This window comes from Streptomyces avicenniae, assembly GCF_000719135.1.
Taxonomy (GTDB): Bacteria; Actinomycetota; Actinomycetes; order Streptomycetales; family Streptomycetaceae; genus Streptomyces; species Streptomyces avicenniae.
In genome coordinates this window covers 34390-61267 of sequence record NZ_JOEK01000017.1, presented here as the reverse complement: position 1 = coordinate 61267, position 26878 = coordinate 34390, and the positions used below count along the sequence as shown (strand labels likewise).

The 26878-nt window shown below is 76.1% G+C and carries 26 protein-coding genes; 7 read left to right on the top strand and 19 right to left on the bottom strand.

Annotated elements, in window-relative coordinates; all coding sequences use genetic code 11:
* Positions 1 to 64: 64 nt before the first annotated feature.
* On the top strand, positions 65 to 526 hold the full coding sequence (locus tag IF27_RS25745) for a MarR family winged helix-turn-helix transcriptional regulator (protein ID WP_052852177.1): 462 nt from the start codon (positions 65 to 67) through the stop codon (positions 524 to 526).
* A 51-nt stretch (positions 527 to 577) separates the two neighbouring features.
* Here the strand turns inward: IF27_RS25745 and IF27_RS25740 are convergent, their stop codons facing one another.
* Positions 578 to 1240 carry a DedA family protein gene (locus IF27_RS25740; protein ID WP_052852176.1) on the bottom strand — a complete coding sequence of 221 codons (663 nt, stop codon included), beginning with the start codon at positions 1238 to 1240 and terminating at the stop codon, positions 578 to 580.
* A 247-nt stretch (positions 1241 to 1487) separates the two neighbouring features.
* Between IF27_RS25740 and IF27_RS25735 the strand changes: the two genes are divergently transcribed.
* On the top strand, positions 1488 to 2078 hold the full coding sequence (locus tag IF27_RS25735; RefSeq protein ID WP_223291215.1) for a superoxide dismutase family protein: 591 nt from the start codon (positions 1488 to 1490) through the stop codon (positions 2076 to 2078).
* Between the two features lie 69 nt (positions 2079 to 2147).
* On the opposite strand, the gene IF27_RS25730 is transcribed toward IF27_RS25735, so the two are convergent.
* The 8 genes from IF27_RS25730 to IF27_RS25695 form a co-directional block, all read right to left on the bottom strand.
* Positions 2148 to 2780: a TetR/AcrR family transcriptional regulator gene (locus tag IF27_RS25730; protein WP_052852175.1), complete on the bottom strand. Its 633-nt coding sequence runs from the start codon at positions 2778 to 2780 to the stop codon at positions 2148 to 2150.
* Between the two features lie 10 nt (positions 2781 to 2790).
* Positions 2791 to 4416: a bifunctional 3-(3-hydroxy-phenyl)propionate/3-hydroxycinnamic acid hydroxylase MhpA gene (mhpA, locus tag IF27_RS25725; protein WP_052852174.1), complete on the bottom strand. Its 1626-nt coding sequence runs from the start codon at positions 4414 to 4416 to the stop codon at positions 2791 to 2793.
* Positions 4413 to 5552, bottom strand: a complete 1140-nt coding sequence (locus IF27_RS25720) for a VOC family protein (protein WP_052852173.1) — start codon at positions 5550 to 5552, stop codon at positions 4413 to 4415. Before IF27_RS25720 ends, mhpA begins: the two co-directional genes overlap by 4 nt.
* Positions 5549 to 7450: an acyl-CoA synthetase gene (locus IF27_RS25715; protein ID WP_052852172.1), complete on the bottom strand. Its 1902-nt coding sequence runs from the start codon at positions 7448 to 7450 to the stop codon at positions 5549 to 5551. Before IF27_RS25715 ends, IF27_RS25720 begins: the two co-directional genes overlap by 4 nt.
* Positions 7447 to 8415 carry a fumarylacetoacetate hydrolase family protein gene (locus IF27_RS25710; protein ID WP_052852171.1) on the bottom strand — a complete coding sequence of 323 codons (969 nt, stop codon included), beginning with the start codon at positions 8413 to 8415 and terminating at the stop codon, positions 7447 to 7449. Before IF27_RS25710 ends, IF27_RS25715 begins: the two co-directional genes overlap by 4 nt.
* Before the next feature lie 205 nt (positions 8416 to 8620).
* Complete coding sequence (locus IF27_RS25705; RefSeq protein WP_052852170.1) at positions 8621 to 9376, bottom strand: SMI1/KNR4 family protein; 756 nt, start codon at positions 9374 to 9376, stop codon at positions 8621 to 8623.
* A 72-nt stretch (positions 9377 to 9448) separates the two neighbouring features.
* The gene (locus IF27_RS25700) at positions 9449 to 10111 is read right to left on the bottom strand and encodes an HAD-IA family hydrolase (RefSeq protein ID WP_052852169.1); all 663 of its coding nucleotides are present in this window, start codon (positions 10109 to 10111) and stop codon (positions 9449 to 9451) included.
* A gap of 191 nt (positions 10112 to 10302) precedes the next feature.
* A complete protein-coding gene (locus IF27_RS25695) occupies positions 10303 to 12393 on the bottom strand; it encodes an MDR family MFS transporter (protein ID WP_110946245.1) in 2091 nt (696 codons plus the stop codon).
* Between the two features lie 164 nt (positions 12394 to 12557).
* Here IF27_RS25695 and IF27_RS25690 point away from each other — a divergent pair, with 164 nt between their 5' ends.
* Entirely contained in the window at positions 12558 to 13652 is a 1095-nt protein-coding gene (locus tag IF27_RS25690; protein WP_052852168.1) for a peptidoglycan-binding domain-containing protein, read from the top strand.
* Positions 13653 to 13664: 12 nt separating this feature from the next.
* Here the strand turns inward: IF27_RS25690 and IF27_RS25685 are convergent, their stop codons facing one another.
* The 5 genes from IF27_RS25685 to IF27_RS25665 all read right to left on the bottom strand — a co-directional run bounded on the left by IF27_RS25685 (position 13665) and on the right by IF27_RS25665 (position 16353).
* The gene (locus IF27_RS25685; RefSeq protein ID WP_052852167.1) at positions 13665 to 14057 is read right to left on the bottom strand and encodes a hypothetical protein; all 393 of its coding nucleotides are present in this window, start codon (positions 14055 to 14057) and stop codon (positions 13665 to 13667) included.
* Positions 14054 to 14437, bottom strand: a complete 384-nt coding sequence (locus IF27_RS25680; protein ID WP_052852166.1) for a hypothetical protein — start codon at positions 14435 to 14437, stop codon at positions 14054 to 14056. The genes IF27_RS25685 and IF27_RS25680 overlap by 4 nt, the downstream gene beginning before the upstream one ends.
* Positions 14434 to 14622 (bottom strand): hypothetical protein, encoded by a 189-nt coding sequence (locus IF27_RS25675; protein ID WP_052852165.1) that lies wholly within the window; start codon positions 14620 to 14622, stop codon positions 14434 to 14436. The genes IF27_RS25680 and IF27_RS25675 overlap by 4 nt, the downstream gene beginning before the upstream one ends.
* A complete protein-coding gene (locus IF27_RS25670; RefSeq protein WP_052852164.1) occupies positions 14615 to 15043 on the bottom strand; it encodes a hypothetical protein in 429 nt (142 codons plus the stop codon). The genes IF27_RS25675 and IF27_RS25670 overlap by 8 nt, the downstream gene beginning before the upstream one ends.
* A 107-nt stretch (positions 15044 to 15150) precedes the next feature.
* Positions 15151 to 16353 (bottom strand): helix-turn-helix domain-containing protein, encoded by a 1203-nt coding sequence (locus tag IF27_RS25665; protein WP_052852386.1) that lies wholly within the window; start codon positions 16351 to 16353, stop codon positions 15151 to 15153.
* A 301-nt stretch (positions 16354 to 16654) separates the two neighbouring features.
* Here IF27_RS25665 and IF27_RS25660 point away from each other — a divergent pair, with 301 nt between their 5' ends.
* The gene (locus IF27_RS25660; protein WP_052852163.1) at positions 16655 to 17176 is read left to right on the top strand and encodes a flavoprotein; all 522 of its coding nucleotides are present in this window, start codon (positions 16655 to 16657) and stop codon (positions 17174 to 17176) included.
* 37 nt (positions 17177 to 17213) lie between these two features.
* Here IF27_RS25660 and IF27_RS25655 read toward each other — a convergent pair whose 3' ends face one another.
* Genes IF27_RS25655 through IF27_RS25635 form a run of 5 tightly spaced genes read right to left on the bottom strand, consistent with a single transcriptional unit; the run spans position 17214 to position 22900 of the window.
* Positions 17214 to 18059, bottom strand: a complete 846-nt coding sequence (locus tag IF27_RS25655; RefSeq protein ID WP_052852162.1) for an ECF transporter S component — start codon at positions 18057 to 18059, stop codon at positions 17214 to 17216.
* Complete coding sequence (locus IF27_RS25650; RefSeq protein WP_052852161.1) at positions 18056 to 19708, bottom strand: ABC transporter ATP-binding protein; 1653 nt, start codon at positions 19706 to 19708, stop codon at positions 18056 to 18058. Before IF27_RS25650 ends, IF27_RS25655 begins: the two co-directional genes overlap by 4 nt.
* Positions 19705 to 20820 (bottom strand): CbiQ family ECF transporter T component, encoded by a 1116-nt coding sequence (locus IF27_RS25645; RefSeq protein ID WP_052852385.1) that lies wholly within the window; start codon positions 20818 to 20820, stop codon positions 19705 to 19707. Before IF27_RS25645 ends, IF27_RS25650 begins: the two co-directional genes overlap by 4 nt.
* Complete coding sequence (locus IF27_RS25640) at positions 20817 to 21512, bottom strand: SCO2322 family protein (RefSeq protein WP_110946244.1); 696 nt, start codon at positions 21510 to 21512, stop codon at positions 20817 to 20819. The genes IF27_RS25645 and IF27_RS25640 overlap by 4 nt, the downstream gene beginning before the upstream one ends.
* Complete coding sequence (locus tag IF27_RS25635) at positions 21512 to 22900, bottom strand: hypothetical protein (RefSeq protein WP_052852160.1); 1389 nt, start codon at positions 22898 to 22900, stop codon at positions 21512 to 21514. Before IF27_RS25635 ends, IF27_RS25640 begins: the two co-directional genes overlap by 1 nt.
* A gap of 827 nt (positions 22901 to 23727) precedes the next feature.
* On the opposite strand from IF27_RS25635, the gene IF27_RS25630 reads away from it, so the two are divergent.
* The 3 genes from IF27_RS25630 to IF27_RS25620 are packed head-to-tail and all read left to right on the top strand — an operon-like array spanning position 23728 to position 26847.
* A complete protein-coding gene (locus IF27_RS25630; protein WP_052852159.1) occupies positions 23728 to 25008 on the top strand; it encodes a glycosyltransferase family 4 protein in 1281 nt (426 codons plus the stop codon).
* Positions 25009 to 25045: 37 nt separating this feature from the next.
* The gene (locus tag IF27_RS25625; RefSeq protein WP_052852158.1) at positions 25046 to 25777 is read left to right on the top strand and encodes a class I SAM-dependent methyltransferase; all 732 of its coding nucleotides are present in this window, start codon (positions 25046 to 25048) and stop codon (positions 25775 to 25777) included.
* The gene (locus tag IF27_RS25620; protein ID WP_052852157.1) at positions 25774 to 26847 is read left to right on the top strand and encodes a prenyltransferase/squalene oxidase repeat-containing protein; all 1074 of its coding nucleotides are present in this window, start codon (positions 25774 to 25776) and stop codon (positions 26845 to 26847) included. The genes IF27_RS25625 and IF27_RS25620 overlap by 4 nt, the downstream gene beginning before the upstream one ends.
* The last annotated feature ends 31 nt before the right edge of the window (positions 26848 to 26878 follow it).

The window sequence follows — 26878 nt, the reverse complement described above, 5'->3', positions numbered from 1 at the left end:
AACGTTTGCCTGACTAACGATACACCAATCGTTAGTGGACCCAACGATTCGGTAGACTCGCCGCATGGAGAACCCACGGTGGAAGACCATGCCGAGCTGGCTGCTCACCCAGACCGGCAACCACGCCCACCGCCTGGTGACGGACGAGTTCGCGTCCGTCCAGGCCCGCGGCTACCACTACCGGCTGCTCGCGACGCTTGAGGAGTTCGGCCCGGCCAGCCAGGCCGCCCTGGGGCGCCGTACGGAGATCCACGTCAGCGACATGGTCGCGACGGTCAACGAACTGGCCGGACGCGGCCTCGTCGAGCGCGCCCCCGACCCCGCCGACCGGCGGCGCAACATCATCACGCTGACCGACGCGGGCACGCGGCAGCTCCGGGTGCTTGAGGAACGGCTGGCCGCGTCCCAGGAGGCGCTGCTGGCCCCGCTGTCCGCCGAGGAGCGGCAGCGGCTGACCGCGCTGTTGTCCACCCTGCTCGACCACCACGACCGGCGCCCCGACGCCGCGGATTCGCCGTCGCGCTGACGTGCCAGGAGGAGGACGTCCGCCCGCCGGGAACGGTCGGGGTGCGGGCCGTCAGGGAAGCGGTGTCGCGCCCGGCTCGGGAAGCGAGGGCGGCGCAGGGACCGGCCGCAGCAGCCGCAGCGCGACGCCCCCGGCCACCAGCAGGAAGACGACGGACAGCCCCGTGCTGATCCAACTGGCGCCCAGCAGTTGGCCGCCGAGGTAGCCGATGCCGACGCTGTAGACGGTCCACACGACGGCGGCCAGCGCCGACCAGGGCAGGAACTCCCGCTTGCGGCGCCCCGACACCCCGGCGCCGAGACTGACGACCGCCCGCCCGGCGGGGGCGAAGCGGGCGAGGACGACGAACGAGCCGCCGCCGCGCTTCAGCGCGGAGTCCAGCCGCTGCTGCGCGCCCGACAGGCGGCGCGAGCGCGCGATCGCGCCGTCGAAACGGCGCCCGCCGTGCAGGGCCGCGGCGTAGGCGAGCAGGTCGCCCGCGATGGAGGCGGTCGTCGCGCACACACCCAGCAGGAAGAGCTGCGGCAGGTGACTGTTGGCGCCTGGCCCCGGGAGACCGGCGACGTCGGCCGCCGTGCCCGCCGCCACGGTCGCGGCGGCGACCACCAGGGCACCGCTCGGGAGCACCGGGACGAACACGTCGAGCAGGATGGACAGCGCCACCACGACGTAGATCCACGGGGCGTAGAGCAGTATCCCCAAGGTCTCCTGCACAGCGCTCCCCGTCTTCCGCTCCGCCCCTGTCTCCCGGCTCTCACCGGGGTGGGCCGCGTGTCCCAGTAGGACGCGCGATCGAACGTGGTGGTTCCGCCGTAAAGCGTACGCCCGCGTCCCCCACCCGGTGCACATGGGTGCGTGTGGCGGGCATCTCAACGTCCACGTGGGCAGGGTGGTCCCGGACGCTGCCCGGCACGGTGTGCGTGAGGTGGCGCGTCAGAGCGGACGAGCACGAGGAGCAGCGGTGAAGGCACGGGTCATGAGCGGGGCGGTCGCGATGGCGGCGACGGTGGTGCTGGGCGTGGGCGCGGCGCCCGCGGGGGCGGTCCCCGGAGCGGGGCCGGGCGCCGAGGGCGCAGAGGAGGCCGAGCACTGGCTGCGCGCCAAGGGGGAGTTCGGGCCGGTCGGGGAGACGGGCGAGGTGCCGGTCGCGGTGACGTACGACGAGGCGCTGGTGCCCGCCGGGGCACACGTCCGCGTCGGGCAGCGCGTCACCGGGGACCGGATGGTGATCGACCTGTTCGTGGGCGGTCTGGTGCCCGGCCGCACGTACGGAGCGCACGTCCACACGGCGCCGTGCGGGGCCGATCCGGCGTCCTCGGGGCCCCATTACCAGAATGTGCCGGGCGTCGCCACCGAGGAGAACGAGGTGTGGCTCGACTTCACGGCGGGCGGCGAGGGCGCGGGCAGCGCGGTGGCCGGGAAGGGCTGGGTCTTCCGCGAGGGCGAGGCGGCCTCGGTCGTCGTCCACGAGCACGCGACGGGCCACGGCGGCGTGGCCGGGGACCGGCTGGCGTGCTTCACCGTCCCGTTCGCGGGCGCGGCGCAGGGCTGACGGCGACGGCGGGGGAGCGCGGGCGCCCGCGCTCCCTCCCCGGGCCGGGCCGGGTCAGGCCGGGCCGGGTCAGGGGAGCGGGGGCAGCGGGCGCCGGGCGACGTCGTGCGCCTCGTCCGCGGGCAGTCCGAGCATGCGCAGGACCAGCTCAGCCATCCGCTCCCCGGCCGCCGCGTCCAGGGCCTCCAGCGTGTGGAGCTGGAGCATGCCGAGGATCGAGCCCCCGACCGCCCCCAGCGCGAGCCGCGGGTCCTCGACGGCGAAGCGGCCTGACGCCGCGCCCGCCCGGAGGTCGCGCAGGGCGCGCGGGCCGAGCCCGGTCCCTGCGTGGATGTGCTGGAGCCCGCGGTAGCGCAGGATCTGCGTGATCTCCGGGTGGGTGGCCGCCAGGCGCAGCGTCAGCCGGACGCCGGTGGCGACCGTCTCGGCCGGGTCGGCGATGCCCTCGGTCACGGTGTCGAGCAGCCGCCCGTACTCCTCCAGCGCGTCCGCGACGGCGGCGTCGAAGAGGGCGGTCTTCGTCTCGAAGTGGTTGTAGAAGGTGCCGAAGCCGACGTCCGCGCGGTCCGCGATCTCCTGGATGCTGACGTCCGTGCCGCCCTGCTCGGCGAGGATGCCGCGGGCCGCGGCGACGAGCGCCTGCCGTGTCCTGGCCCTGCGGCGCTCGAAGCGGTTGGCGGGCTCGGTGGCGGGCTGGGGCATGCGGCCGATTCTATGAGCCGCCGGAACCGGGCGGACGCCCGCCCGCGTCCGTGCCCGCGTCCGCCGTCGTCAGGGCCGCCCAGCCGGCCGCCGACGCGGCGATCGCCTCGCGCCCCCGCTCGGCCGCCAGCACCACCCTGTCCGGGCGCAGCAGCACGGCGCCGCCGCCCAGCCAGGCGGCGAGCCGCCCGTCCGGCTCGGCGACCACGGGCCCGGCCGCCGTCGCCCCGGGCGACAGCGACACGACGCGCGCCGGGAGCGTCCGCGCGAGCGCCAGCAGACGCGGCGCGGGCGGTCGGCAGGTGAGCAGCGAGAAGCCGTCCCCCAGCACCTCGTCCAGCAGCACGCGGCTCCCGTCCTGCGTGAGGACGTACGGCTGCGGGCACAGGTCGCCGGGCCGCGCCCCCCGGCCGACGGCGGGCCGGTGCGCCGTGAGGGTGCCGTCCGTCAGGGGCGGGCTGAGGTTCGCCAGGGCCAGCCGGGACAGCGCGCCGCTGCGGCGCCCGACGCGGAGGGCCGCCGTACGGGCCAGGGCGGTGGCCGGATGCCCGTTCGTCATGGCGTGGCCGACGAGCACGGCGGTGCGCACGAGCCGCGTCGCGTGCGGACGGCGCTCGGCCTCGTACGTGTCGAGCAGCTGCTCGGGCGCGGCGCCGTCCAGGACGCGGGCCAGCTTCCACGTGAGGTTCCGGGCGTCGCGCAGCCCGGCGCCGAGTCCCTGGCCGATGAACGGCGGGGTGAGGTGCGCGGCGTCGCCGAGCAGGAAGACCCGCCCGCGCCGCCACCGGTCGGCGACGCGCGCGTGGAAGGTGTACGCGGCCGTGCGCAGCACCTCGATCTCCCGCGCCGGGACGGAGCCGGTCCAGGGCGCGAGCAGGGCGCTCAGCCGCGCCGGGTCGGCGAGCGCGGCGTCGGCCGCCCCGGCGCCGAGGCGGAACTCCCAGCGGTAGCGGTCGGGGCCGATCCGCATGTACGTGCCCGGCGCGGCCGGGTCGCAGATCTGGTGCACGCCGTCCCAGGCGGGCAGGGGCCGCGCGCAGCGGACGTCCACGACGAGCCAGCGTTGCGCCCCGCCGAGGTCGCGGTTGCGGGCGCCGACGGCCTCGCGGGTCAGGCTCGCCGCCCCGTCGCAGCCGAGGACGGCCGAGGCGGCGAACGTCCGCTCCCCGCCGCCGTCCCGCAGCCGGACCCGAACGGGCAGGCCGCTGCCCGGCGGCGGCAGGGTCAGCCCGGTGACCTCGACCGGCGCGTGCAGGCGGACGCCGGGCTGCCGCGCCAGGTGGGCGCGCAGCAGGCGTTCCAGGTCGGGCTGGTCGAACATGTTGGCCTGCGGGAAGCCGTGGTCCCCGAGCGGGCTGTCGCGCGGGAAGCGCGCCAGGACGCGGTGGCGCCCGTCGATCAGCTGCATGCCGAGCGCCGGGCGGCTGAGGGCGAGGAACTCCTCGTGCGCACCGGCGGCCTGGAGGACGCGCACCACCTCGTCGTCCAGGTGCACCGCGCGCGGCAGGGCCCAGGGCGTCGCGTGCCGCTCGAAGACGTCGCACGCGACGCCGTGCCGTGCCAGCAGCAGCGCGGCCGTCAGGCCCACCGGCCCCGCGCCGATCACGGCGACCGGCTCGCGTCCCGGCGCCGTCACGAGGCCATCGCCTTCATGAGCGCGGCCAGGCGCGGGACGTCCAGTTCGTTCTCCTCCCGCAGGGCGCGCGCCACGGTCCGCAGCAGCGCGGGCGACGGCGACGTGCCGAGGAAGTCGCGGGTCGCGGGCGGCCCCCACTGGGCGAGGCCGGACGCGGACATGGCCGCCCAGCCGGGCGCGACGGTGTGGTCGAACAGGTCGCCGTCCGTGAAGTGCTCGACCAGCAGCCGGTCCGGGTCGCGCCAGTAGTCGAAGATCTGGCTGCCCTGGATGTGGCGCCCGATGCCCCACGAGCGGCGGTAGCCGCGGCTGGCGAGATACGTGCCGCCCGCGGCCAGCGCGTCGAGGTCGGCCACCTGGTAGGCGGAGTGGACGTAGCCGGGGTCGGGGCCGAGGTGCATGGCCAGGGTGTGGTGGTCGGCGGGCAGCGTGCCCCGGTCGCAGCGGATGAACGCCATCGACGGGCCGCGCCCGCGCTGCCCGTCGAGGTAGAGGAAGTCGCTGACGATCAGGCCGAGATGGCGCAGGTACCAGTCCAGCGCGCGGGCGAACACCCTTGTCGCCAGCACGACATGGCCGAGCCGTTCCACGCGTGCCGGTTCGAGCGGCGGGCGCTGCGGCGCGTTGATCCGCGCGGCGCGCGCTCCGCTGTTGAGGACGAGGGGCCGCTGCGGCGGCAGCGCGGGCTGCTCGGCGACACCGTGCACCACGCGCACGGGCAGCCCCGACGGGTCGAGGAGATCGACGCCGTGGCCGCCGCCGTACTCCTCCAGGGGCCGCACGGCACGCCCGGTGGCGCGCGCGAGCCGGTCGAGGTCGGCGCGGTCGGCGGCCAGGAACGCCGGGCCGAGGAAGTGCGACGCCGGGCCCTTGCGGATGACGAGGCAGTGCGGGCCGGGCAGCGTCCCGCGCAGGTGGAGCGCGTCGGGCGTGCGGGCGGCCACGGTGAAGCCGAAGTCGCGGGCGAACGTCTCGGCGCGGGCGAGGTCGGGCTTCACGAATTCGAGCCACGCCAGGTCGGTCACCTTGATGACGGCCCGCGGGTCGCGGCCCGGGTGCTCGCCGCGGCGCGCGCCCTCCTCGCTGTGCAGGCCGTGGTGCGGGTCGTGCGCCGGGCGTTCGGCGGGGGTGGTCATGGTGCTTCCCGGGGGGTGGGCGCGGCGAAGTGCCAGGCGAAGGTGTGGCGGTCGAGGGCGGCGCGGACGCGATCGGCCGTCGCGTCGCTCGGCGGACGCGGCACGGTCGCGGTGAGCCGTCCGCCGTCCGGCGCGCAGACGACCTGCTCGGCGGGCACCGGGAAGCCGGTGTCGGCCAGCTCGGCGAGCACGGCGTCCCGCAGCGCGAGCAGCCGCAGCGGCACCTTCGTCGGCTTCCCGACGTCGGTGAGCGGCAGGGCGTCCAGGACGGTCACCCCGGCGGGCACCGCCGCGCCCTCGCCGAGGGCCGCGCGGGCGTGGGCGGCGAGCCCGTCGGGCGTGACGGCGGCCCCTGGCACGAGGGTGACGTACGCGACGGGCACCTCGCCCGCGTGCGCGTCGGGGCGGCCGACGGCGCTCGCCCCGGTGACGTCCGGGTGCGTCAGCAGCGCGTCCTCGATCACGGCCGGGTCCAGGTTGTGGCCGCCGCGGATGATGACGTCCCTGGCGCGCCCGGCGAGGTGGACGAAGCCGTCGCCGTCCACGCGGGCGAGGTCGCCGGTGACGAGCCAGCCGTCGCGCACCGCCTCGCCCGGGTCGAGCAGCGGCCCGCCGGGGCCGTGGCCCGTGACGTAGCCGGGGAAGACGGCGGGGCCCTGGACGGCGAGCACGCCCGGTCCGCCGTCCTCGCCCGCCGCGAGGGCCCGTACCCGCTGGTACGGCAGCCGCTGGCCGACGGCGCCCGCGCGGTACCCGTCGCCCGTGAAGCTCCTGGCCGTGGCGCACGTCGCCTCCGTCAGCCCGTAGCCCTCGCACAGCTCGACGCCGGTGTGCGCGGTGAACGCGGCACGCACGGCGGGCGGCAGCGGCGCGGCGCCGACCACGGCGAAGCGCAGCGAGCCGATGTCCGCGTCCACCGGGCACTGGGCGAGGATCGCGTAGACGGTGGGGACGGAGGACAGCGTCGCGACGCGGAAGTGTTCCACGATCCGCCAGATCTCCGCGTACAGCGACGGCTCGCGGTAGCCGAGCGGGCCCGTCCACACGACGTGCTGGCCGCGCAGGAGCGGCCCGAGCAGCGTGACGACCAGGGCGTTCACGTGGAAGAGCGGCAGCCCGGCGAACAGGACGCCGTCCTCGTCGAGGAGGGTGTCGGCGGCGACGCTCCAGGCGTTGACGACCTCGTTCGCGTGCGTGTGCGCCGCGAGCCGGGGGGCGCCGGTGGTGCCGCCCGTGTGGAAGACGGCGGCGAGGTCGGACGCGTCCGGCGGGGGCGCGGGGAGCGCGTCGGGACGGCCGTGCGCCGCCTCGTCCAGGTAGGCGACCGCCGTCCCCTCCGGGCCGGTGAGGGCGGGCCCGGCGCCGGTGGCGCCCGTGGGGCGCAGCGCGAACAGGGCGTCGAGGCGCAGCAGGGCGGCCACCTCGCGCGCCGTCTCCCAGACCTCCGCGTCCAGCTCGGGGCCCGCCGCGACCAGCACGCGGGTGCCCGGCAGGCCCAGCAGCGCGGCGACCTGCGCGGCGGGCAGCCGGGGGTTGACGGGCGCCGCGATCCCGATCGCCTGGGCGGCGAGCAGCGCGGCGGGCAGCAGCTCGGTGTTGGGGGAGAGCAGGCCGATGGGCGTGGTGCGGCGCGCGCCGTGGGCGTGGAACACCTGGGCGATGCGGTGGACGGCGCCGCGCAGCCGGGCGAACGTCCAGGCGGAGCCGTCACGCCACGCCTCGGCGCTCGGCAGGACCGTCAGCGCCGTGCGGTCGGGCCACAGGCGGGCGGCGCGGTCGAGCGCGGCGTACGTGGACGGCGGCAGGCCGCGTGCGCTCAGCGGGACGGCCTCGATGGCCGCCAGGTCGGCGGGGCGCGCGTAGGACTCGGGCCACAGGAGGGCGTCGGGGGTGGTCATGCCTGCGCCTCCTGCGGGGTGGCGGCGCGCACCGGGGTGCGCTGGGTGCCCAGGTCGAGGCCGTCGTCGCGGCTGCTGATGCCGCTGGTGACGACGTCGCCCGGCTTCAGGTAGGCGGGGTTCCGCGCCTGTCGGGCGAAGAAGATCTCCCACTTGCGGCGGGCGGGCAGCAGCGAGCCGACGAGTTCCGCGAGGCGTCCCGGCGAGCGCAGCGCCGTCCCGCCCGGCGTGCCGGTGAGGAGGACGTCGCCCGGCGCCATGGCCTGGAAGCGCGCCAGCGCGGTGAGGGCCGCGTCCGGCCTGGTGATCATGTCCGCGACGGTGCTGTCCTGGCGCACGTCCCCGTTGACCGCGCAGACCAGCCGCAGCCGCTCCAGGGACGCCAGCTCCTCCGGGCCGACCAGCAGCAGCCGGGGGCCGAGGGGCGTGAACGTAGGGTAGGACTTGCTCTCGTAGAACTGCGTCTTCGGGAGCTGCACGTCCCGGGCGCTGATGTCGTTGGCCACGACCAGCGCGGCGACGTAGCGGGGCAGCGTCGCCGTCGTGACGTCGGTGCCCAGCGGCAGCGGGGCGCCGAGGACGAGCCCCAGCTCGACCTCGTGGTCCAGCAGCCGCACGTGTGCGGGCCGCACGATCTCGGCCTCGGGGCCCGTGACCGAGCCGGACGCCTTGCGGAAGAAGGCGGTGGGCACGGTGTCCGGGTCGAAGCCGGAATCGACCGCGTGCGAGCGGTAGTTGACCATCTGCGCCACGACGCGGCAGGGCGTCGTCACCGGGGACAGCAGCGTGTGCCCCGACGGGTCCTCCCACCCCTCGCCGTCGGCGGCGTCGGCGGCGCGCTCGACGGCCGCGCGGTCGGCGAGGAGTTCCGCGGTGGTCGCGGCGTCGGTCGGGACGCGGCGTATCCGGTGGTCCGCGCGCTGGACCCACCATCCCTCGGCGGTGCGCACTACGGCTCTGCTCATGGCTGGCTCCTGCGTCCGGCCCGGCGCGCCGTGCCTTGCGGGGCCGGGGCGGGCGGGGACGGACAAGAGGGCGGGCGGCGGCGGGGCGGGCCGCGCGGCGTCCGGCGTCCGGGCGGCACCCTCACCACCGTGATTGATGAAAGCATCAGTTGTGATGTCGCAATCTGTCAATCGTCCGGCGCGGCCACCGGCCCGCGGCGCCGTCTCAGGGGCGCGGCGCCCCGGCCTCCAGCCAGCCGATCAGGTCGCCGGTGAGGAGGGCGCCGTCCCGCGCCACGTCGGGGCCGACGGCGCCGAGGCCCAGGAGGTGGACGGACTCCCGGTCGCGGCCGTGGCGGCGCATGAACAGGCCGGAGCCGCCGCTGTCGTCGCCGACCAGGACCCAGCCGGGCGCGTACCTGGCCACCTCGTACGTCGCGTTGCGCTCGGGGAGGTCGTGCGGCCCGTGGAGCGTCAGGCCGTCGGGCAGGGACAGCCCCGGCGTCGTGCGCCACAGGCGGGCCACGGCCGGGACCGGCCCGTCGCGCAGACCGGCGGCCTCGGCGGCGCGCACGGCGGCGAAGCCCGCGAACGAGTCAGCGTACGGCTCCAGGCCGCCGCCGCCGAGGTGGTCGCGCCGCAGGACGGCGCGTTCGCCGCCGGGGGAGGGGGCGGCGAACAGGAAGTCGTCCCCGCAGTCGGGCTCGGACGCGAAGCGCAGCAGGCCGCCCGCCTCCCGCCGCCAGGGCGCGGTGACGGACTCCGCCGCGTCGGCGTACGGGGGCGGGACGACGGTCGCGACCTCCGCGCGGCACACCGTCCCCGCGCCGTACGCGCGCAGCCACCAGCGGTACGAGCGCGGCAGCGGCCCCACCACCGCCTCGGCGGCCACGACGTCGGCCTCCGCCGCCCCGGCGCGGGGCGGCCCGGCGGGCGTGAGCGAGTCCAGCAGGGCGCGGAGGTGGTCGAGATCCGGCGTCACGCGGCGCAGTGTGTCACGGGGGTCCGACAGTGCCGGACGGGCGGGGGCGGGCGGGTCAGGCAGCCGCGCGGGTCAGGACTCGTCGGCGATCAGCACGATGCCGCCGCCCGGGGCCGGCTCGACGCGGACCCGCTCCAGCGTGTCCACGCGCGCGGTCGGCCGGTGCTCCGCCGCGCGCCGCCCGACGCCGAGCACCCGCATCCCGGCCGCACGGCCCGCCGCTATGCCCGCGCCCGCGTCCTCAAGGACGACGCAGTCCGCCGGGTCCACGCCCAGCTCCGCCGCCGCTTTGAGGAAGCCCTCCGGGTCCGGCTTGCTCGCGCTCACCGACTCCGCCGTGACCAGCACGTCGGGCAGCCGCAGCCCCGTCGCGCCCATCCGGGCCTTCGCCAGCTTCAGGTCGGCCGAGGTGACCAGGGCGTGCGGCACGTCCCGGATCGCCGCCATGAACTCCGGGGCGCCCGGCACGGGGACGACGCCCGCCAGGTCCGCCGTCTCCTGGGCGAGCAGGAGGCGGCCGTCGGCGAGGTTCTGTTCCACCGGGCGGTCGGGCAGCACCACGGCCATGGTCGCCCACGCCTGCCGCCCGTGGACGACGGCGAACAGCTCCTCGGCGTCCACGCCGTGCTCCGCGGCCCACGCGCCCCACACGCGGCGCACGACGGCCTCTGAGTCCACGAGCGTCCCGTCCATGTCCAGCAGGAGCGCGCGGGCGTGCAGGCGGGCGGTGCGCATGGCGGCGGGCTCCAGACGGACGGCGGGGGCGCGGCAGGAAAGCCAGTGGCCCCGCCCGAAACTGGTCGGGGAAGCGGGCGGAACCACTTTGTTTGCCCACGGTACAAAAATCGGGGGTGGTTTGGCCAGCCCCCCGGCGCCCTCTTCCGCGACCGTTCACCGCGCGTTCAGTCCGGCCCGCCCCGCCCCCGTCAGCCTTTCCGCGGCTGTTCCCACCGCGCCTCGTGGCCGCGCTCCGCGCTGAGCTGCACGACCAGGTCCGTCAGGTCGCGCGGGCGGTCGGCGTTCCACCAGTCGCCCAGCAGCGCCGCCAGCTCCTCCTCCCGCGCGCGGGCCAGCCCCGCCGCCACCGCGCGGCCCCGCTCCGTCGTGATGAGGAAGGTGCCGTCGCGCCAGGTGAGATGGCGCTCCTCCAACTGCCGCGCCGCGTCCGACACCGCGCCGAGCGGCAGCGAGGCCCGTTCCGCCAGGTGCTCGGGGTCCACCCACCCGCTCTCGTCCACGCGCAGCAGCAGCCAGCACGAGGCGGGCAGCAGGTCCTGGCCCGCGCGCCCGGCGATGCGCCCGTACAGGTCGCGCCGCCCCGCACGGCTGCCCAGCAGCGACAGCGCGCGGGCGCACTCGTCGCCCGAGGACCGCTCCACCGGGTTCGGCGGCAGCGTCTCGCTCGCGTCCGGCGCCTGCACGCTCCCGCGCAGCGGCTCCTCGCGCAGCAGCCAGGCCAGGACGTGCGCGACGACCAGCACCGGCACGGCGTACAGGAACACGTCGGTGATCGCGTCGGAGTACGACCCGAGCACCCGCGTGCGCACCCCTTCCGGCAACCGGGCCACGCCCTGCTGGTCGCGCGTCAGCGACCCGGGCGTCACGCCGGGCGGCAGGCGCACGCCGCGCAGGGCGTCGTCGAGGTTGTGCGTCAGGTGGTTGGTGAAGATCGTGCCGAAGATCGCGACGCCGAACGCCGAGCCGATCGAGCGGAAGAACGTGACCCCCGACGTCGCCACGCCCAACTGCCGGTAGGGAACCGCGTTCTGCACCGCCAGCACGATGACCTGGAGCACCAGCCCGATGCCCATGCCGAAGACGGCGAACCAGACGCTCATCTCCAGGTTGCCGCTGTGCCGGTCGAGCGTGCTCATCAGCAGCAGCCCCACGGCGGTGACGGCCGTGCCGATCACCGGGTAGACCTTCCAGCGGCCCGTGTGGCTGATGAGCTGCCCCGACAGCGTCGAGGTCAGCAGCAGCCCGAAGACGAGCGGCAGCAGGTGCACGCCCGACAGCGTCGGCGACACGCCGTGCACGACCTGGAGGAACGTCGGCAGGTACGTGAACGCCCCGAACATCGCCCAGCCGATCACGAACGCGATCAGGCAGCACAGCACGAACGTCCGCACGCTCGCCAGCTCCGGCGGCAGCACCGGCTCGGCCGCCCGCCGCTCCACCGCGACGAACGCCACCAGGCACACCGCCCCGATGATCGCCACGACCGCGATCTGCCACGACCCCCAGTCCCACGTCGTGCCGCCCAGCGACGTCGCCACCACCAGGCTGGCGGCCACCACGGCGATCAGGAACGTCCCCGCGTAGTCGATCCTGTGGCGGCGCGGCGGCACCGGGATGTGCAGGAACGCGGCGATCACGCCGAGCGCGACGACCCCCACCGGCAGGTTGACGTAGAAGACCCAGCGCCAGCTGAGGTTGTCCACGAACAGGCCGCCGAGCAGCGGCCCGAGCACGCTCGTCGCGCCGAACGTCGCACCGAACAGACCCTGGTACCGACCCCGGTCGCGCGGGGGTACGAGGTCCCCGACGATCGCCATCGACAGCACGATCAGCCCGCCGCCCCCCAGGCCCTGGACGAAGCGGAAGGCGATCAGCTCCGGCATGTTCTGCGCCTGCCCGCACAGGGCCGAGCCGATGAGGAAGATGACGATGGCCAGCTGGAAGAGCTTCTTGCGCCCGTACTGGTCGCCCAGCTTGCCCCACAGCGGCGTGCCCGCCGTCGCGGCCAGGAGATAGGCCGTGACCACCCACGAGAGGTGGTCGAGGCCGCCGAGGTCGCTGACGATCGTGGGCAGGGCGGTCGCGACGATGGTCTGGTCGAGCGCGGCGAGGAAGAGGCCGAGGAGCAGCGCGCCCAGCGACAGGTAGAGCGTGCCGCGGGTCTGGGCGCCGGGGTCGGGGCCGCCGTGGTCGCGGTGGTCGTGGCCTCCGGTGCTGTCACCGGTGCCGATGCCGTCGCCGTCCGGCCGGTCCGCGCCGGTGGAGGACTCCGCCGCCATGGCCTCGCCTCCTCGTGTTCGACGCGTCACTCGTTCGTTCGTTTGCCTTGCTCTCATTTTGTCCGCATTCGCCCGCTTCGGCTTCTTCGGCGACCGCCCCCCGTCACCCAAAGGGGTGGTGCATAATCGCTGGCATCACAAGGGGACGGGGACGGGAGGCGCCGGTGACCGACCAGCCCGACTGCCTGATCTGCGGGCGACTCGTATGGCCCTCGGGGGACCCGTCCTGCGACTGCCTCACCCATACGCTGTCCCGCCGCGTCGATCCGCCCCGCTACGGCCCCGACCCGGCGGACGTCGCCCTCTTCCCGCTGGACCCGCCGCGCAGGTCACACGCCATGACGGTGCCTCAGCCACCGCCGCCGCAGGCCCCCGCCACCCCCGCGCCCGCCTCAGGACCCGACTTCGAACAGGTCGCGCACCTCGCCCCGCGCCGCGCCCCCGCCACCCACCGCAAGCCGCGCCAGCGCACCCGCATGGCCGCGGCGGCGGGCGGCGCGGTCGCCGCCGTCGTGGGCACCACGGCGCTGGCCGCGTCGTTCCTCGGCGCGCAGGGCCGTTCGGACGAGGCGCTGCGCGGCGACACCGCCAGCCCGACGCTCGCCATCCCCGACGAGGACGTGTCCGACACGCCCATGGTCCCCCGGCCCCGTGACCCCACGCAGACCCCCGGGCGCGGCGAGGACTCCACGCGCGACCCCGACGGCCACGGCGAAGGCGACGGCGACGTGCGCTGGGACGGGCGCACCGTCCCGCCGCCCAGGAGCGGCCACGAGGGCGCGCAGCCGCACATCCCCGTGCCGCCGCGCCCGACCGAGCCCGAGCAGCCGAAGCCGCCGCAGACGTCCCCGCCGCCCGGCTCGGAGTCGCCCGACCCGCCGGAGTCGCCGGAGCCGCCCGAGTCGCCAGGACCGCCCACCGGTCCCGGCGACCCCGATCCGGGCGACCCGGACCCGGGCGATCCCGACCCCGGCGACCCGGACCCCGGCGACCCCGACCCGGGCGACCCCGACCCGCCGACCACACCGGAGGAACCGCCCGTCCTCCAGCTCGGCGACGAGGGCCCCGAGGTCGTCGAGCTGCAGATGCGGCTGCTCCAGCTCGGCTGGGTCTACAACGGCGCGACGGACGGGGTCTTCGACGAGGAGACCCGCGCCGCCGTCGCCCGCTTCCAGACCGCCTACGGCATCACGGACGACCCGGAGGGCGTCTACGGCGCCGCGAGCCGCGCCGTCCTGGAGGCCAACACCACGGTGTGACGGGGCGGTTGCTCACCTGCCGGGCGGGGCGGCAGGGCCGGTGGTGACGCTGGCCCACATGCACAGCCCGTCCGGTGTGCGGGCGGTGCCGTAGGTGTGGCGGACGTCGTCGGCCAGGCCGGGGAGCGGGTCGGGCAGGTGGGGGGTGCGGTCGGCGCGTGCGCGCAGGATCTGCACGACGACGCCGCTCTCGTCGGCGCGCAGGGACAGCCACCACGGGCGCCGCGTCAGCCCGGCCGTGATCATCGCGTCGGCGACCGGCCAGGCGGCGGACAGGCCGTAGGTGTCGAGTGTCCGCCACGCCCATTCCCTGGCCGCTGCCGTGTCGTCGCGTCCGCCGCCGCCGGGGAAGAGGTGGGAGGTGAACAGCTGCACGGGCCCGTCGTGCGGGCCTTCGCCGGTCACTCCGCCTCCCTGACGGCGACCCACAGGGCGAGGACGGCGGCGTGCACGGCTATCGTCGCGGCGCCACGGTCCCGGCAGGCCACGACGCGGGACGCCGCGGCGGCGACGGCGGGGAACAGCCGGTCGGCGACGGCGCGCAGCTGCGGGGCGTCGCCCAGGTCGGCCAGGCGGGCGACCAACTCGCGCGGGACGGCCTCGGGCCAGTGGTGCAGCGCGCCGCAGGACCCGGCCGGGTGGGCGGCCAGCGGCATCAGGCGGTACGTGACCCGGCACGGGCGGCACGCGTGCACCACGGGACCACCCGTCCTGGCGACGGCGACCAGGGCCCCGGCGGTCGCCGAGCAGTAGGCGCAGCGGCGGGGGAGGGGGCGGGCGGTCACGTGGGGTCTTCCTCGTCGTGCGTGCCGTCCTGGGCGGGTTCGGTGGCGGGGTCCGGCTGTTGGCGGGAGTGGGGGGAGAGGACGGGGCGCCAGAGCGGGCCTTCGAGGCCGGTGATGACGGTGATGTGCGGGTTCGGGTCGCGGCGGGGCGCGGGCTCCGGTGGGCGGTAGCGGTCGTCAGCCATGGCCCACCTCGCCGAACACCCTTACCAGTGCGCCGTACAGGACGTCCGGGTCGGTCAGGCAGTCGCCGGAGGGCCGGAACGTCAGCCACCGGACCTCGGCGTCGGCGTCCCCGTCCCACAGGCCGTGGACGCGGTCGGCGGGCGGGATCGCGAGCACGTGCCCGCGGCCCAACGGCACGACACCGCCCGGCCACCACCGGCCGTTCGCCGCACCGACCGGGACGAGCCAGTGCAACACCCGCTGCACCGGATCCTCCACCACCGGCCCCGACAACCCCGTCAACGCGAGACGCGGCAGGACGTACAGCCCCTGAAGCGCGGGAACCCGAACAGCGTCGAACTCCTCCCCCAACGGCCTTATGCGCAGCCGCCCATCGAGCGGCATCCAGTGGGGCAGGGAGAGGGGAGGGGTGGTCGCCATGGGCGTCTCCTGTGACGTTCAGTGTTCCGACCGTCACAGGTTTCCAAAAGGGGAAGGGCCTGGTGTTCCCGTATTCGGGAACATCAGGGGGTGTCCTCGTGGCGCTTCTACACCCCGACCCACGCCGCCAACGATGCCAACGTGCCAGGTACGGACCGGGAGCGGCGCACGAGTACCCCCACCGTCTCCCGCATCAGCGGGTGATAGCGCGCCTGCTGCGGCGCCGCCTCACGTGCCTTGAACAGCTCCTTCTGCGCCGACTCGCCACGCCCCATCTGTGAGTAGGCCCTCGCCAGTTCGATGTGATAGCGGCCGACCCGCATCCGAGGGTGATCCGCAGGGAACCGCATCTTGCGCGCGAACTTCACCGCCTCGCCGAGCCGCCCCAGCTCCACCGACGTGGCGACGTCGAAGTGGGCCACGCTGGTCAGCCCGAACGACGCCCAGTACACCTGCGGCACGTCACCGATGCGCTCGGCGACGCCCCGGGCCTCCTTCATCCGCTCCTTAACGTCCTCGCCGTTCTTGGCCTGCGCGGAGGCGATCGCCCCGGCGAGATGGAGGCTTCCGGACACGGCGAGTGCCGGGACCGAGCGAGGCGCGTCGTGCTGTCCCACGAGCTGTTGCGCGCGATCCAGGACGCGGAGCGCCATCGGGTTGTCGCCACGCCGCAGGAACATGCTGGAGCGACGTTGGAGCCGGAGGGCCAGCAGCAGGGGATCTTGCGCCTGTTCGCCCATGTAGCCCATGCGCTCCAGGGCGATCGCGGCGAGATGCTGGAAGCCGAGCCGGTAGGCGAACTCGTAGGCCACCCAGTAGCACCAGGCGAGTTGTGCGGCGGTGCGGCGGCGCTCCGCTCCTTCCGGCAAGCCGCTGATGATGGTGGTCAGTTCGGCGAGCAGACCGGGCAACCGGTCCCCTGTCCTGTTGTACTCCGTGGCGCAGGCGGCCTTGCACAGCTCGCCCACCTCGGCCGACACCTCCGACAGCGGGCGCGGTCGGATGCTGAGATCAGGGCCGAGGTCGTACATGTCCAGGGCGATGGCCAGCGGGGCGATCATGCGATCGAGCTGGTCCTGGCGCATCTCCTCAAGGAAGGGCTGGCCGTTGAGCACGGCCACTTCGACCTCCAGCGCACGGGCGACGGCCGCGACGACGGCGGGAGTGGCGGGCGACAGCCCGGCCTCGATCTTCGCAATCGTGCCGCGCGAGACGAACGCGCGCTGAGCCAGACCCGCTTGCGTGAGCTGACGTAGTTTCCGGTAGTCGGCGATGCGTGCGCCTGTGTGGTCGTCAGCGGGAAGTGGCATGCCGAACTCCGAACCAGTCGTGCCCATTTCTGCCCCGACACCGAAAACGGTACCTCCGGTCCATCGGCCGGGGTCCGTGTTCGGCTGTCATACCGGACGGCGGCGGGGCGCGGTCGCGGAAGGGCTGGTGCGCCGGGGGATGTGCGGGTACCACCGAGGGCCTGTGCGGCGGCGCGGGCCGCTCGAACCGTTGCCGGGCTGGGCCGACAACCCTCTCCAAAAATCCCGCCGGTATCGGTCACCTGTTCTCCGGCGTTGGCGGGCAGTTGCGCGGGCTGGTCGAGCGAGGTGGACTGCGCCCATGAGCGTTCTGTACCTCATCGCGTGCGCGGCGGGCCCGACCCGTCACATCGACGTCGGAGTGCGCACGGCACAAGCGGCGGGCTGGGACGTGTGCCTCGTCCTCACCCCCTCCGCCGCCCGTTGGCTGGAGCCCCGGCGGCCCGAGCTGTCCGAACTGACCGGCCACCCGGTGCGCGACCGGTACAAGCTGCCGCACCAGCGGGACGCGCTCCCGAAGGCCGACGCGATGCTCGTGGCGCCGATGACCACCACCAGCGCGTGCAAGTGGGCGGCCGGGATCACCGACACGGTCGCGCTGGGGTTGCCCGCCGAGGGCGTGCACCTCGGAGTCCCCGTGGTCGCCATGCCGTTCTGGTCCACGGCGCTCGGTGCCCAGCCCGCCGTCGGGCGCGCCGTCGAGACGCTGCGGGAACAAGGCGTCCGCGTGGTCTTCGGCCCGGGGGAGCCGCACCCGCCCAAGCAGGGAGACAGCACGACGTTCCCCTGGGACGTGGGGCTGGACTCGCTCGCCCCGGAGTGACGCCGCGCCCCGCGCGTACTGCTCGGGGCCGGGCCCGTCAGCTCTTCGACCGTGCGGCGCGGCGTTCGCCGTCCGGGGGCGGCGCGAAGTGCGTCGGTACGTCGAACGCCGCGCGTCGTGTCGCTCGGCGCAGGGCGCGCAGCACCGTCCCGCCGCAGGCCGCCACCAGCCCCGCCGTCAGCAGCGCGCGCGGCACGTCCCAGCCGAGCGACGTCGTCAGCACGTACGCGACGTAGCGCCGCAGGTTCTCCGGCAGCGGATCGCCCGGCACGAACGACACCCCGGTGCCCATCCCCAACAGGTACGGCCACCCCTGGAGGTTCATCACCAGCCCGTACCCCAGCGACGACACCGCCCCGTACGCCGCCAGCAGCGCCACCTCGCCCCGCCCGCGCAGCCGGTCGCCGCCGGGCAGCAGCCCCGCGCCCATCGCCACCCAGCCCATCGCCAGCATCTGGAACGGCAGCCACGGCCCGACGCCGCCCGTCAGCAGCGCCGACACGAACATCGCCACCGAGCCCACCACGAAGCCGAACCCCGGCCCGAGCGCCCGCCCCGCGACCACCATCAGGAAGAACATCGGCTGGAGCCCCGCCGCCCCCGCCCCCAGCGGGCGCAGCGCCGCGCCCCCGGCCGCCAGGACGCCGAGCATCGCGACGGCCTTCGCGCCGAGGCCCGTGTCCGCGAGCGTCGCCGCGACCACGGCGAGCAGCAGCGGCAGCAGCAGCGCGAACAGCCAGGGCGCGTCGGCCGAGTGCGCGAGGCCGGAGCCCGGGTCGGCAAGCAGCGGCCAGCCGAACGCCACGACCCCCACCGCCGACACCAGCGCCAACGCGGCGGCCGAGCGCGGCCCGAGGCCGACGACCGCGAACCGCGCCGTCACGACGCGCCGCCCCGTACGTCGTCCCGCACGCCGCCCCCCACGCCGCGCAGCGCGCCGGCGACCTGCGCCACCGTCAGCCACGGCCCCGGCGCCAGCACCTTCGCCACCTGCGGGGCGAACGAGGGCGACCCCACGACGACCTCGGCCGTCGGCCCGTCCGCGACCACCTCGCCGTCCGCCAGCACCACCACGCGGCTCGCCAGGTCCGCCGCCAGCTCGACGTCGTGCGTCGCGAGCAGCACGCAGTGCCCCTCGTCCGCCAGCTCCCGCAGCACGCCCGCGAGGCGTTCCTTCGCCGCGTAGTCGAGCCCGCGCGTCGGCTCGTCGAGCAGCAGCGCGGGCGGCGCGGCCGTGAGGACCACGGCGAGCGCCAGCGCCAGCCGCTGCCCTTCCGACAGGTCACGTGGATGCGCCTCGCGCCGCACCTCGGGCAGCAGCCGCGCGACCAGCGCGGCGCACGCGCCGGGGGCCGCGCCCGCGTCCGCGTCGGCCGCCGCGCACTCGGCGGCGACCGTCTCCTCGTACAGCAGGTCACGCGGGTCCTGCGGGACGAGGCCCGCGTGCCGCAGCAGTGCGGCGGGCTCCGCGCGGTGCGGGACGAGGCCGTCCGCCAGCGTCACGGACCCGGCGGCCGGGGCGTGCATGCCCATCAGCGTGCGCAGCAGCGTCGTCTTCCCGGCCCCGTTGCGGCCCATCAGCGCGACGGTCTCCCCCGGCCGCACGACGAGCCCGACGTCGCGCAGCACCTCGGCGCGCCCACGCCGCACCGTCAGCCCGCGCACGTCCAGCAGCGCCGCCCCGCCGTCCGGCGATGCCGCGGGCGCGGGCCGCAGCCCGTCGAGCCGCCCGCGCAGCCCCGCCGCACGGCGCCGCGCGTCCCGCACGGACAGCGGCGGCGGCTCCCATCCGGCCAGCCCCGCCAGCGCCACGACCGGCGGGCGCACCGGCGAGCGCGCCAGCACCGCCGCAGGATCGCCCAGCACGGGCGGCTCGCCGGGCGCGGGCAGCAGGAGCACGCGGTCCGCGTACTGCACGACGCGTTCCAGCCGGTGTTCGGCCATCAGCACGGTCGTCCCCAGGTCGTGCACCAGCCGTTGGAGCACGGCCAGGACCTCCTCGGCCGCCGCCGGGTCCAGCGCCGACGTCGGCTCGTCCAGCACGAGCACGCGCGGATGCGGGGTCAGCACCGAGCCGATCGCGACGCGCTGCCGCTGCCCGCCGGAGAGCGTCGCCAGGGGTCGGTCCCGCAGGTCGGCGAGGCCGAGCAGGTCGAGGGTCTCCTCGACGCGCCGCCGCATCGTGTCGCGCGGCACGCCCAAGGACTCCATGCCGTAGGCGAGTTCGTCCTCGACGGTGCTGGTGACGAAGTGGGCGAGCGGGTCCTGCCCGACCGTGCCGACGACGTCCGCCAGGTCACGCGGCGGGTGCGTGCGCGTGTCGCGCCCGGCGACCGTGACCCTGCCGCGCAGGGTGCCGCCGGTGAAGTGCGGCACCAGGCCGCACACGGCGTTCAGCAGCGTGGACTTGCCGACCCCCGACGGGCCGACGAGGAGGCACAGCTCGCCCTCCTCCACCGTCAGGTCCACGCCCGACAGCGCGGGCGCGGCGGCGTCGGCGTACGTCACCGACACGTCCTCGAAGCGGATCACCGGCCCACCGCCCCCCGCACCGGGCGCGGCGCGACGAGCGCGGGCAGCAGCCCGGCCAGCACGCCGAGCGCCGCCAGCGGCGGGAAGTGCGGCACGCTCAGCGGGACCGCCGGGGGATTCAGCGCCGCCGCGTCCGCCCCGGCCGCGTACGCCATCACCCCCGCGACGAGCGCCCCCGACCCGGCGACCAGCCAGGCCCGCGCGCCCCACCGGTCGGGCCGGTAGCGCGTACGGGCCACGCGCCGCCCGCCCAGCAGCAGCCCGCCCGTCGCCGCAGCCACCCCCGCGAGCAGCAGCGGCAGCCCGTACAGCGCGCCCTCCGCCGCCAGCAGCCCGTAGCTCCCGGCGCACACCCCGACGAGCCCGCCGAGCGTCAGCGCGGACGTCGCACGACGAACGCCCGGCGGCACGGCGGCGGTGCGGCCGTACCCGCGCGCGTCCATCGCGGCGGCCAGCGCCACCGACCGCTCCAACGCGCCCTCCAGCACCGGCCGCGCGACCTGGAGGAACGAGCGCGCGCCCCGGTCCCTGCGCCCCCGCAGCCGCCGCGCCTCGCGCATCCGCAGCACGTCCGACACCAGCTGCGGCGCGAACGTCATCGCCACCACCACGGCCACCCCGATCTCGTACAGCGCCCCCGGCAGGGACTTGAGCAGCCGCGCCGGATCGGCCAGCGCGTTCGCCGCGCCCAGGCAGATCAGCAGCGCCGCCAGCCGCAGCCCGTCCAGCGCCGCGAACACCACGCCCTCGGCCATCACCCGGCCGCCGATCCGCACCCCGGCCGCCCAGTCGGGCAGCGGCACCTCGGGGAGCGTCACCAGCAGCGTCGTCCCGCCGATCGGCGAGCCGAGGGCGATCGCGAAGACGACCCGCAGGACGACGACGAACGCGCCGAGCGCCAGGTAGAAGCCGAACGCGCGGGCCCAGGGGGCGTCCGTCCTGCGCGCCGCCACCACGTAGCCCGCGACGGCGACGACCAGCGCCAGCAGCAGCGGGTTCGTCGTCCGCGAGGCGGCCGTGGCCAGACCGAGGGCCCACAGCCACCACGCCCCGGCGTGGAGCGCGTTGCCCCGGGTCGCCAGGGGCGCGCGGACGGCGGACACCGCCGTCAGTCCCCCCGGCGGCGGCCGTGCACCAGCGCGGCGGCCACCAGCACGGCGACGGCGGTGATGCCCGCGACGACGCCGAAGGCCGTGGACGTGCCGTTGCCGCCGTCGGAGGCGGCCCTGGCCGAACTGCCTGAACCGCTGGAACCGCTGGAACCGCTGGAACTGCCTGAAGCCTCGTCCGCCGACACCGCCTCGCCGCAGCCCGTCTCCGGGTAGCCCGCGATGCCGCACAGCAGCGCGCCCGCGTCGTAGCGCAGCGGCTCCGCGACCGACGCCAGTGCCTCGGCTGCGGTCGCGCCGTCCGGCAGCTCCGCGCAGGCCGTACGCGGCTGCGGCGGCTCCTCGCCCGCCGGGGCGTCCGCCTCGGTGCCGAAGTCCACGACGACCGCGACATGCCCCGCCGGGTCCTCGTCGGCGCAGACCGCCGCGAAGTCCGCCTCGGCGCGCGGCTGCGCCTGCCCGTCCGCCTCGGTGCTCACGGCGAAGCGGAAGCCGATCAGCCCGCCCGCGTCCGGCCGCGCCGTGCCAGGACCCTCCTGCGCGTACGTCCAGCCGCCGCCCTCGGCCGCCTCCCAGAACGACCAGTAGCGGTACGCCGTGTCGTCCGCCGAGGCCACGCCCGCCAGCGCCGCCTGCGACGCCAGCGCGGCGGCGGCGGTCAGCGCGACGGCCAGCCCGCGTGTCCGCGCGCGCACTACTCGGCCTTCCGCGCCCGGCGGCGCGTCATCAGCACGCCGATCACGATCCCGATCACCAGACCGGCGCCCACGATCCACAGCACGGCGCCCGACAGGCCGCCCTCGTCGTCGCCCGCCGCGTCCGCCGCGCCCTCGTCCGGGGCCGGGCCGAGGCGGTCGAGGGCGGCCACCAGGTCGGTGCCGCCGAAGTCCGTCGCCGAGGTGTCCGTCGCGTGCGCCGCCAGGATCAGCATGCCGAGCGCGGCCGGGCTCGCCGTCACGTCCGGCCAGGCGTCCGCGTTCTCGGTCAGCCAGCCGAGCGGCGCCCGCGCGGCGTCCTGGTGGCCGCCGGCCGCGAGCGCGAGGACGGCCTTGACCGTGCTGCCGTAGTCGGGCTGCTCGTCGTCGGTCGCGCCGGGCAGGGTGGTGACGAGGTGCTGGCCGTCGGCGGCCATGAGCGCGCTGAGCTGCGCGCCGCCGGTGGCGGCGGCCGTCACCTGCGACGGCACGGCGGCCTCGCCCGTGGGGGCGTCGGACGGCATGGCGTCGCCCGAGCCGTCGCCGTCCGCGTCGCCGTCCCCGTCGCCCGTCCCCGGGTCGGCCGGGTCGCCCGCGCCCGCGTCCGCCGTGCCGCACTCGGCGGCTTCGAGCGGCGCCGCCGCCTCCACGTCGGGATCGACGAGCAGCCCGCTGCCGTACAGCGCGAGGACGGCGTCGGCGGTCGCCGGGCCGTTGCCCGTCAGGTCGCCCGTGCCCTCGTCCGGCTGCCAGGCGAACGCGCCGCGCTCGTCCTGCGCGGCGCCGCAGCCGAGCTGGAGCCCGGCCAGCGCGTCCCAGGGCGAGGCGTCGTCGCGCGTCACCTCGGCCGGGTCGCGCCCGGCGGCCGTGAACGCGCCGACGACGACGGCCGTCGAGTTCGCGTCCGTCGCGCCGCCCGGGGTGTAGCTCCAGCCGCCGTCGGCGTTCTGCACGCCCGCCAGCCACGCCAGGGCGGCGTCCACCGCCTCGTCGTGCCCGCCGAGCGCGGCCAGCGCCTGGGCGGCCAGGGCCGTCGCGTTCGAGTCGGCGCCCGTCACGTCCTCGCACGGCTCGGAGGGGACCGGCCGGTAGGCGAGGAACGAGCCGTCCCCGCACTGCTGGCCCGCCAGCCACGTCACGGCCTCCTCGGCGGGCGTGTACCCGACCGAGTGCTGCGCGAGCAGCGCGATCGACTGCCGCCACACGCCGTCCATCGACGGGTCGTTGCTCCCGAAGAGCCCGTCGGGCAGCTGGTCGGCGGCCGTCGCCGTCCCCGGCGTCGTCAGCGCGGAGGCGGCCAGCAGCGCCACGCCCCCCGCCAGGGCGGCGGCTGCGCGGCGCAGCCGGTACGTCCGGGGCGCCGGGCGCCGGTTCGCGGTGATGGACACACGGAAGCCTTTCACTGTGCCGACGACCGGCGCGGCTGACCTCCGGGGCGCGGACCTGCCGCGCGGCGAGGCACCGGGCACTGCGCCGTACTCCTCGACGGGGCCGACCGCCGTGGTTCCGGCGGCCTGGGTGCCAGTGCGGCCCACGCGGGCGTTCCGGCTCGCGGACGGCGCGCCCTCCCGGGGGCCGCCCCGCTCACGGTTGCGGGTCAGCGCCGGATTCGCACCGGCTTCTCCCGTACGTGGGTGACTGCGGGGGTCACTCTATCGGCCCCCACCGGGCCGCCCGCCGACGAGCCCCGGGCACGGGCGGCCCCCGTGATCAGGAACCTGTCACGGAACGGTCACTCCGCCCCGCGCGGCCCCGGCGCGTGGCCAGACTGTCCCCGTGACCGTCGCCGCGTTCGTCGTCGCCGCGCAGTGGCCCCTGCTCGTCCTGCTGCTCGTGCTCCTCCTGGGCACCGGCATGATCTCCGGCAAGGGCTTCCGCGCCGCCGTGCTCTCACGGAACCGGCACGCGGGGCCCGACGGCTTCTCCGGCGAGCTGGCCCCGCCCACCACCACCGAGGCGCTGCCCCCCCGAGCCCGAGCCCGAGCCACAGCTCGGGCGACAGCACGATCAGCGTCACGGTCCACGAGGGCGGGACCGTCAACCTCACCAGCGGCACTGAGCGCGGCCCGCGGCCGGAGGGGCAGGGGGGCGGCGTGGTGGGAATCACCTTGATCGGGCGGGGCCATCGGGGCGCCGCGCAGGCTATGTTGATACCCGCGAGTAGCCGCGCGTGCGCGGTGTCTGAGGAGAGAACGACCCCTGGGAGTGGCCGGGCGTGACCCATGAGTCTGGTGAGGACCGCCCCCTCCGGATCGCACTGCTCAGCTACAAAGGGAACCCGTTCTCCGGCGGCCAGGGCGTCTACGTCCGTCACCTCTCCCGTGAACTGGCCGCGCTGGGCCACCGCGTCGAGGTCATCGGCGCCCAGCCCTACCCCGTGCTCGACCCCGGGGTGACGCTGCGCGAGCTGCCGAGCCTTGACCTGTACCGGCAGCCCGACCCGTTCCGCACGCCGGGGCGCGACGAGTACCGCGACTGGATCGACGTCCTCGAAGTCGCCACGATGTGGACCGGCGGCTTCCCCGAGCCCCGCACCTTCGCGCTCCGCGCCCGCCGTGAACTCCTCGCGCGGCGAACCGAGTTCGACGTCGTGCACGACAACCAGACGCTCGCCTACGGCCTGCTGGGCGGCGCACGCCGCGCCGGGCTGCCGCTCGTCACGACGATCCACCACCCCATCACCGTGGACCGCCGCCTCGAACTGGCCGCCGCCGAGACGTGGAAGCGCCGCTACTCGCTGCGCCGCTGGTACGGCTTCACGCGCATGCAGAAGCGCGTCGCGCGCCGCCTGCCGACCGTCCTCACCGTCTCGGGCGCCTCCCGCCGCGAGATCGTCGAGGACTTCGCCGTGCCGCCCGCACGCGTGCACGTCGTGCCCATCGGCGCCGACACCCGCGTGTTCCACCCAGACCCGGCCGTCCCGCGCGTGCCGGGGCGCATCGTCACCACGTCGAGCGCCGACGTGCCGCTCAAGGGGCTCGTGCACCTCGTGGAGGCCCTGGCCAAGCTGCGCACCGAACACCCGGACGCGCACCTCGTCGTCGTCGGCAAGCACCCGCGGTCCGGGCCCGTCGCCGACGCCCTGGAACGCTTCGGCCTCGCCGGGGCCGTCGAGTTCGTCACCGGCATAGGCGACCGCGAACTCGCCGACCTGGTACGCGGCGCGCAGGTCGCCTGCGTCCCGTCCCTCTACGAGGGCTTCTGCCTCCCGGCCGCCGAGGCCATGGCCGCGGGCACGCCCCTGGTCGCCACGACCGGCGGCGCCATCCCCGAGGTCGCGGGCCCCGACGGCGAGACCTGCCTCGCCGTACCCCCGGGCGACGCGGGCGCGCTCGCCGCCGCCCTGGCCAGGATGCTGGCCGACGCCGACCTGCGCGCCCGCCTGGCCGCCGCGGGCCGCGCACGGGTCCTGCGCCGCTTCACCTGGCGGCAGGCCGCCCTCGGGACCGCCGAGCACTACCGGATGGCACTGGAACAGCAGCGCCACCGGCCATGACGACCGGCCCTACGGCCAGCGAAGGGGTGCCCGACACATGCTGACGGTGGACTTCTCCCGGTTCCCGATCGCCCCAGGCGACCGGGTGCTCGATCTCGGCTGCGGCCAGGGGAGGCACGCGTTCGAGACGTACCGGCGCGGCGCCCGCGTCGTCGCCCTCGACCGCAACGGCGAGGACGTCCGCCACACCGCGCGCTGGCTCGCCGCCATGCGCGCCGCGGGCGAGGCCCCCGCCGGGGCCACGGCGTCGGCCGTCGAAGGGGACGCGCTCGCCCTGCCGTTCCCCGACGAGAGCTTCGACGCCCTCGTGGTCTCCGAGATCATGGAGCACGTGCCGGACGACAAGGGCCTCCTGGCCGAGGCCGTCCGCGTCCTGCGCCCCGGCGGCCGGATCGCCGTCACCGTGCCGCGCTACGGGCCCGAACGCGTCTGCTGGGCACTCTCCGACGCCTACCACCAGGTCGAGGGCGGGCACATCCGCATCTACCGCGCCGACGAACTCCTCACGCGCATCCGCGAGTCGGGCCTGCGCCCCTACGGCAGCCACCACGCGCACGCGCTGCACTCGCCGTACTGGTGGCTCAAGTGCGCCGTCGGCGTGGACAACGAGAAGGCCCTGCCCGTGCGGGCGTACCACAAGCTGCTCGTCTGGGACATCATGAAACGGCCGCTGGCGACCCGCGCCGCGGAACGCGCCCTCAACCCGCTGCTGGGCAAGAGCCTCGTCGTCTACGCGACCAAGCCGCACGCCCCGGAGCAGCACGGGTGACCGCCCCCGGCCACCGCGAACGCCCCGCCCTGCCCGGCGTCCTGACCGCCGACGAGGCCGGTGAGACCGCCGCCGCCATCGCCGCCACGCAGCGCGCCGACGGCGCCATACCCTGGTTCCGCGGCCACCATCTCGACCCCTGGGACCACGTCGAGGCGGCCATGGCCCTCGACACCGCGGGGGAACGCGACCGCGCCGAGGCCGCGTACGACTGGCTCGCCCGCCACCAGAACGCCGACGGCTCCTGGTACGCCGCCTACGCCGACGGCGACCCCGCCGCCCCCACCGACCTCGCCGCCGAGAGCAACTTCTGCGCCTACCCGGCCGTCGGCGTCCTCCACCACTACCTGACCACGGGCGACGAGGCGTTCCGCCGCCGCATGTGGCCCACGGTCGTGGCCGCCGTCGAGTTCGTCCTCGGCCTCCAGCAGCCGGGCGGCCAGCTCGGCTGGCGCCGCGAGGCGGACGGCACGCCCGTCGCCGACGCGCTCGTCACCGGCTCGGCCTCCTGCTACCACGCCCTGCGCTGCGCCCTCGTCCTCGCCGAACGCGAGGGCAGCCCGCAGCCCGACTGGGAGTTGGCCGCCGGGCGCCTCGGCCACGCGCTGCGCGGCCACCCGGAGCGCTTCCTCGACAAGTCCCGCTACTCGATGGACTGGTACTACCCGATCCTCGCCGGGGCCGTGCGCGGCAGCGCCGCCCGCGCCCGGCTGGCCGCCGACTGGGACGCGTTCGTCGTGCCAGGACTCGGCGTGCGCTGCGTCCGCCCCAACCCGTGGGTCACCGGCGCCGAGAGCGCCGAACTGGCCCTCACGCTCTGGGCCGCCGGGCTCGCGCCGCGCGCCGTCGAGATCCTGCGCAGCCTCGCGCACCTGCGCGCCGACGACGGCCTCTACTGGACGGGCTACGTCTTCGCGGACGACGCCGTCTGGCCCGCCGAGCGCACGACGTGGACCGCCGGTGCCGTGCTCCTCGCCGTCGCCGCGCTCACCGGCGACCCCGCCACCCGCGCCGTCTTCTCCGCCGACCGCCTCCCGCCCGGCCTCGACACCGGCTGCTGCACCCTGTGACGGAGGCGCCCCCCGGGCCGCTGGCACACTG